The sequence below is a fragment of the Nostocoides veronense genome (assembly GCF_039531185.1).
Classification (GTDB): Bacteria; Actinomycetota; Actinomycetes; order Actinomycetales; family Dermatophilaceae; genus Nostocoides_A; species Nostocoides_A veronense.
On sequence record NZ_BAAAPO010000037.1, the window covers coordinates 50430 to 56465 of the forward strand.

Below are 6036 nucleotides of genomic sequence, written 5' to 3' on the forward strand. Positions count from 1 at the left end.
GGGCTCGTGGAGAGCCGGGTGCGGTGCAAGCCGCACGCCCGGTTCGGGAGGCGGCCCGGGGAAACGCAACAGACGGCAACACTGTCACCGCGCCCCGGGCCGACCTCACCTCGCCACGGCCGTCGTCGACGACGTCCGGCGTCGGGTGCAGCAGGACACCTGCGGCCACCGCGGGCACCGCGACGACCCGCTGTACCGGATCCGCAACATCCTGCGCGCCGGCGCCGAGAACCTCACGGACCGACAGAACGCACGACTGGCTACCGCGTGGGCCGCGGACGAGCGGCACTTCGAGGTCGAAGTCGCCTGGTCCTGCGCCCAACAGGTACGAAGCGCGTACCACCAAGACAGCCACGCCGCCGGCCGCGCGGTCGCCGAGAAGATCCTCGAGTCCTTCACCTCGTGCCCGATCCCCGAGGTGGCCCGCCTCGGCCGGACCCTGAAGCAGTGGCGCACCGAGTTCCTGGGCTACTTCGACACCAACGGCGCCTCCAACGGCGGCACCGAAGCCATCAACGGCCTCATCGAACTTTGCCGCCGCGTCGCCCGCGGCTTTCGCAACCGAGACAACTACCGCCTGCGGATGCTCCTCATCGGCGGCGGCCTGGACCCCTCACCCCACACTCATCGGTGAAGAGCCCCCAAACCGCATAGACGATGTCCGCCGAAAGGGGTCAACCCCATCTGTCCCATATTTAGGGGACAAGACAAGGCCTGCCTTCTCTAGTAACATCCCTATGCAGAACCGCCCCTCGCCGCCAAGTACCTTCAACAAGCTCGGACGAAAGAGAGGTGCAGGTGGACGGCCTATGGGTAAGGTTCGCCGCTGGATTGCTCGCCTGCACGGCATGCACTGCCAGCCCACCTCCAGCCATCAACCCAAGCCCGGGATCCGAACCGGATCTACCCGGAAGAACCAGCACAGGGGTGCCACCACCGTCGCCGCCAAGGCCAATTGACGCAGATTCCCTATTCAAAATAGGCAGTTATGACCTCCGCAAGGAGGGCGTGGCCATTCTGACCGCATTGGCTGAGGAATGGAATGATAAATACGCCAACAGAACGCAGGGCGTGTTGGTCCTAATTAAGGCCTACGCCGACGGACTTGGCACGCCAAGTTACAACGAAGAACTCACGATGAAGCGGACAAAGAGTGCCCAAGCAGCACTCGAAGAAGGGGGGGCGCTTCGTGGTGCCAGCTACTACAAAGTTCCATGCGGCCAGAGGGGCGTTGTTCCCCGGTCCACAGCGACGGGCAAACGCACTTCCGGCATCCGGGCCACCCCAGGCGTCGCAGACCAAAGCCGGCGCACGGTGATTATCAGATTCTTCCCAAGACCGCTTACCGTTGAAAGCAAGACCATTCTCGAAAAGGACAAGAAGTGCTGAGACACCGACGTCCTCTAACTTTTGCCATCATCGTCGCGAGCACATTCTTGACACCAGCCATCGCCGCATGCACGCCCCCTCAGGATTGCGGCGGTTTCGTCAAGACCACCGGGACAGAACCAGACGTGGTGGTCCTCGTTCGACCGCCGAGCAATTCTGCGGCCACTGGAGCCAAAATCGCTGCGTCCATCGCCAGGGAGTTTCCCGCCTCTATTGCTCAGAACGACACGTTTAGCGTCTTAGGCCTGATTTACCCTGACAAGGCGTCGAAGGCAGACGCCATCTCGTGTATGGGACCAGGAATCCAGACTTACTCCTTGGCGTCAAAGAACAGCAAAGTTGATAAGGAACGGCCGAAGCTCGTCGCCAGCATGCTCGAGAAGAGCATCGCGACCTCCGTCACGGAGTCACGTCCTCAGGCACTCGGCGATCCACGCATGCTCTTCAATAGCGCCTCCGGATATGTCTCCAGCATGAGAGGGGTTCGAGTGATCTTGTGGGCCACCTTTCAATCTAATGGGACCGACTGCATGAATGTGGACCCAAGGTGGACACTCGACTCGGACCTCGCCAGGCGAATTGTCAAGCTATGTGCTACCCAAGGAACTATTGGAAATCTAACGGGAGCGAAGGTTACAGTGATAGGCGCAGGCACCGCCGAAAACAAACAAGGGTCCAGCGCCTTCGCGAGAGAACTAGCACGTGGCTTGTGCATAGAAGCGGTCGGCCCCACTGGCAGCTGCACCGTTCGATAGGCATATCCTATGCCCAACGAAACCTTAGGATCTGTCGCACGACAAATCCACAATCTCACGACTGCAACGGGAAGCGCGGCACCGCAGGCACAACAAAGGATCCTCGACGGGGCGAGAGAACTCGAGTTAAATGCAGCGCGCGAGTCGTTAGCGGTCGCAGAAGCCCGACTCACAGGTGGCGGCCGAGCTGCTCTCTTCGCACAAATGGAAGAGTACGAGAAGCATCACAAGACGTTCCTAGAACGGCGCCGCGCGCAGGAACTTGACCTCGACACAAGGCATGTCCCGCTCATCATGCGAACCTGGCGTCTATCTCGAACTCCCCACCTCCTGCTATTGCTACTCATTGGATCCCTTGACTTCGCGATTTTCCAGCAGTCGTTCGCGATTGCCTTGGAGGTTGAAGATAGCTGGCGAGCTTGGGAGTATTGGCAGGGAGGACTCTTCGGCCTTCTCGTCTTTCTTTCCGGCGTCATGCTCGGCCACCTTGCCAAGGATTGGGTCTTCGCCCGGAGGGCAGTCGAGTCCGGAGCTAAGGTAAGCGGAGAATGGTCCCGGCCTAGCCTGGGCGGTGGTTCCCTAGTCTTGCTCGCCCTCTTGTATCTGGCCTTGACATTCTGCGCTGGGGCTGTTCGCTACTACGGCCAATTTGGCCCTGCGACTACTGCCCGTCTTGCGGCAACCGCCCTTACCGTGCTCATCCCCGTGCTTGGCGCGGCGGTCGAGTACTTCAGTCATGATCCTCTGCTCAATGAGTTGCGACTTCGACCGCCCTTCAGCTGGGGGCGCCGTGCATGGCTGAACGTTCTTCGGCGACGACTGGAATCGCTTCGAAAGGCCCAAACGCACCAAATTGCTCTTATTGAGAAACGCTACGAAGTCGAGCGAGGAATCCTTGATCAGTTGAATAGCACTAGGTGGACGCCCAGTGAAACAGCGTAATACGATCCAGCGGTGGTTCGCTGTGTCCAGAGTCCAAGGTTTGAATCGTCGCGAGAAAACCCTGATTCGCGCCGTGCTCTCGGAGTACGCACGAAAAGTCCCCCACGGAAAAGTAGCGAATCCTCAAGAGCTTTCGTACCTTGAATCGGCCCTGGTGTCCGAGTCCGTACTGATCGACTGGCCATTCGCAAGAGCTTCTGGCGGAATCCTTGACCTTGTTTCACAATGCGGGCGCATGGGTGCCGATGCCGAAGCCGCGAGCCGCGCTGCGCAGCGGTTTGCGTCACAAGAAGCCGCGGTTCCCGAGAAGGCGGCGCTCGCGCATGCGGAAAGAATACTGGAGAACATTCGGAAGGAATGCAGTCAGATTCTCCAACTTAAGGAGAGTTTGGAAGGCGAGCGAAGCATCAAACGTCTTCTTGGGCCCAACGTAGTCAGGGTCATCAACATTCTGGTATTCCTTGCGTCGTGGATTCTACAGCTCAAGGACTTCTTGGAGGTCACCTCGCTCGACGCTTTCAGCGCTGGCCAGAAAGTGGGGGCGCTTGCCGTGGGGACTACTTTCTCCGCTATTTCGCCCGCCATTGTTGTTGTTTGCGCGGTCGCGATAGGGCGCGTTCTGGCTGTTAGGCGCGCAACTGACCGATTGTCCGAAATGGGCGCAGATCGCACAGGGATCGTCCTCTCTCTTGACAGGCCCGGCGTTTCCTGGTTCTCCATTTTGGCCTCTTGGATGAGAAAGTATGCCGATGGGCCCTGGCTGGGGGTAGCCTTTCTTGCTGCCGCTTCTCTAACCCTGGTTTCGGCGTTAACCGCGATAGTTTCCCGATTCGGTTGGTCGCTGCTCACCGATAGCACATCCGCCCTACTCCCTGGACAACTCCAAGTGGCGGCCGTGGTTGTGCTAGCGCTGCCCATCGCGGTACTTGTCGTGAACATGGCCGGCAGCAATGAGCTGGCTGATCTCGTTGACGCGGCAGACAAGAAACTTGAGTCAGCGAACTCAGATGTCGACATGGCCCGTACCGCGGTTGCGCTCTCAACGGAAAGCCATCAGCAAGAGAAGGAGACACTGGAACGGCGTGCCCAGGAGATGGACTCAAGGTGGCGGACATTCTTCCGAATGTTGGAGCCAGGGCTAGACACCGCTGTAGCAACGGACGCGTCCGAACAGGCTCGGGGCGAAGGGAAAGTCGTCCAACTCCTCCTCATCGGACGCGGTTTGAATGATCGCATGCCCCTGGGGGTTCCCATTAGTCAGCATGCCTCTGTCATCAGGTCCGCGGTCAAGACTATGACTGAGGAGCGGGACGCCGTTCGAGAGACGCGGACGCGTGAGTTGCGTGCGGTGATCCGGGCAGTCGCGCCACCAGAACTTGCATCTGAGGCTGGCGGGTCTGCAGAAGGGTCACGAGGGCGCTTCTAATCGCTGGAATCACCATCAGGCTGAGAATCCAGCCGAATTCGGAATAGGAAGTTGGCCGAACCCCGGGATATTCGGCTCATCGAACTTGACCGCGCACCTCGCTGATCGCAGCTGTGTGGTTCCCCCCGAATCGTGGAGGGCTTGGCTATGCGGGCTCATCGAACTTGACCGGGCACCTCCCGGTTCTTGGCTGAGGCTCGCCGGTGTTGACGAGTGCAGGCCCAGCGTATGCGGCGGCGTTGGTTCTCGGTATTGCGGAACCCGAAGGCGTTGCGGCCTTGGTGCTTGGCGAGCCGGTTGTACCCCTCGGATCGGGCGTTGGAGTGGCCGGTGACCAGCCCGGCCTCGATCGCGGGCCACCACGCCTCGATGGTCGCGGCGAGCCGGTGCACCTCGGGGCTGTCGGTCGCGGCAGCGAGGTCGAGGAACCGCCACAGCCGATGGGAGATCGCCGACCGGTCCGGGACCGACGTGCCGGGGGTCGGCGCCAGGGCGAGCAGGTCCCGCAGCGCCTCCTTGACGGCGTAGGCGTGGAGGATCTCGACGCCGAGGTCGCCGGCGTCGACCAGCCCGTTCCACAGCCGGGCGAACGCGACCGGTGAGAGCCGTTCATGCCCGGTGAGCAGCCGACGCCGGGAGGCCCACTCGGGGTCCTTCTTCCGGCCGCGGCGGCCGCGGAGCTCGCGGGTGGCGCGCTGCCGCACCGCGGTGACCATGTCGTTGCCCAGACGGACCAGGTGGAACCGGTCGGCGACCAGGACCGCGCCCGGGGAGGGCGTCGGCGACGGCCTTGGCGTAGGAGCCGGACAGGTCGATGCACACGTGGGTGACCCCGTCCAGCCACGCCTGCGGTTGGTCCCGGAGCCAGTCGGCGACGACCTCGGCGGTGCGCCCGTCGACGTGCCCGAGCAGGCCGCCGGTGCCGGCGGCGTCGACGATCCCGGTCAGCCACCGGTCGGCGACCAGGTGCCACCGACACGTGTCCGGGTCCTGGGCCCAGACCGGCTTGCCCCGTCGGGTCTCATCGATCCCGAGGACCTCCACCGGCGGTAGCGGCGCCGCGAGCTCGGCGTCGACGTGCGCGACGAACGCGGCATGCGCGACCGGCCAGGACACCCGGTACCGGGCCGCGGCCGCCTGCACACACGAGGCGTCCGTCGCGATCCGCTCCCCGCACTCCGAGCGGAGCCGCGTGGTCAGTCGGGACCGGGCCGGCACCGACGGCAGGCTTTCGGTGAACGACCCACGCGGGCAACGCGTTTCGCGGCACCGCCACCGGGTCTTGTGCCACACCAGCCGGATCGGCGCCACCCCGTACGGGAGGTCCCGACGACGGGTCGTCGCCCGCTCCTTCACCGACGTCGACAACACCCCGCACTCCGGGCAGGCCGCCGCCGTCTCCTCATCGGTGACGACCTCCACCACCCGGGCGCCGTCATCCTCGAGGCCGACCGAGGCGACCGCCAGCCCCTCGATCCCCAACAGCAACGTCGCCGGCCGCTGCCCTCCCCGACCCTGTGCATG

The 6036-nt window shown here is 62.8% G+C and carries 5 protein-coding genes and 1 pseudogene; 4 read left to right on the plus strand and 2 right to left on the minus strand.

The window, feature by feature from the left end; genetic code table 11:
- Positions 1-109: 109 nt before the first annotated feature.
- From ABD225_RS11620 to ABD225_RS11635, 4 genes and pseudogenes are all read left to right on the plus strand, one after another.
- Positions 110-634, plus strand: a pseudogene (locus ABD225_RS11620) (ISL3 family transposase); the annotation flags it as partial.
- 293 nt (positions 635-927) lie between these two features.
- Positions 928-1389, plus strand: coding sequence for an OmpA family protein (locus ABD225_RS11625; protein WP_344085514.1), 462 nt, complete (start codon positions 928-930; stop codon positions 1387-1389).
- 764 nt (positions 1390-2153) lie between these two features.
- On the plus strand, positions 2154-3086 hold the full coding sequence (locus ABD225_RS11630; protein WP_344085268.1) for a hypothetical protein: 933 nt from the start codon (positions 2154-2156) through the stop codon (positions 3084-3086).
- A 40-nt stretch (positions 3087-3126) separates the two neighbouring features.
- Positions 3127-4512 carry a hypothetical protein gene (locus ABD225_RS11635; protein ID WP_344085271.1) on the plus strand — a complete coding sequence of 462 codons (1386 nt, stop codon included), beginning with the start codon at positions 3127-3129 and terminating at the stop codon, positions 4510-4512.
- 155 nt (positions 4513-4667) lie between these two features.
- Here ABD225_RS11635 and ABD225_RS11640 read toward each other — a convergent pair whose 3' ends face one another.
- Together ABD225_RS11640 and ABD225_RS11645 are read right to left on the minus strand one after the other, a co-directional pair.
- Positions 4668-5228 carry a transposase gene (locus ABD225_RS11640; protein ID WP_344085274.1) on the minus strand — a complete coding sequence of 187 codons (561 nt, stop codon included), beginning with the start codon at positions 5226-5228 and terminating at the stop codon, positions 4668-4670.
- A partial coding sequence (locus tag ABD225_RS11645; RefSeq protein WP_344085276.1) for a transposase family protein occupies positions 5122-6036 on the minus strand: 915 nt, incomplete at its 5' end. The genes ABD225_RS11640 and ABD225_RS11645, both read right to left, overlap by 107 nt.

Excerpts from the sequence above, each read along its gene's own strand:
- ABD225_RS11630 (WP_344085268.1), top strand. The coding sequence starts at position 2,154 with ATGCCCAACGAAACCTTAGGATCTGTCGCACGACAAATCCACAATCTC.
- ABD225_RS11640 (WP_344085274.1), bottom strand. The coding sequence starts at position 5,228 with ATGGTCACCGCGGTGCGGCAGCGCGCCACCCGCGAGCTCCGCGGCCGC.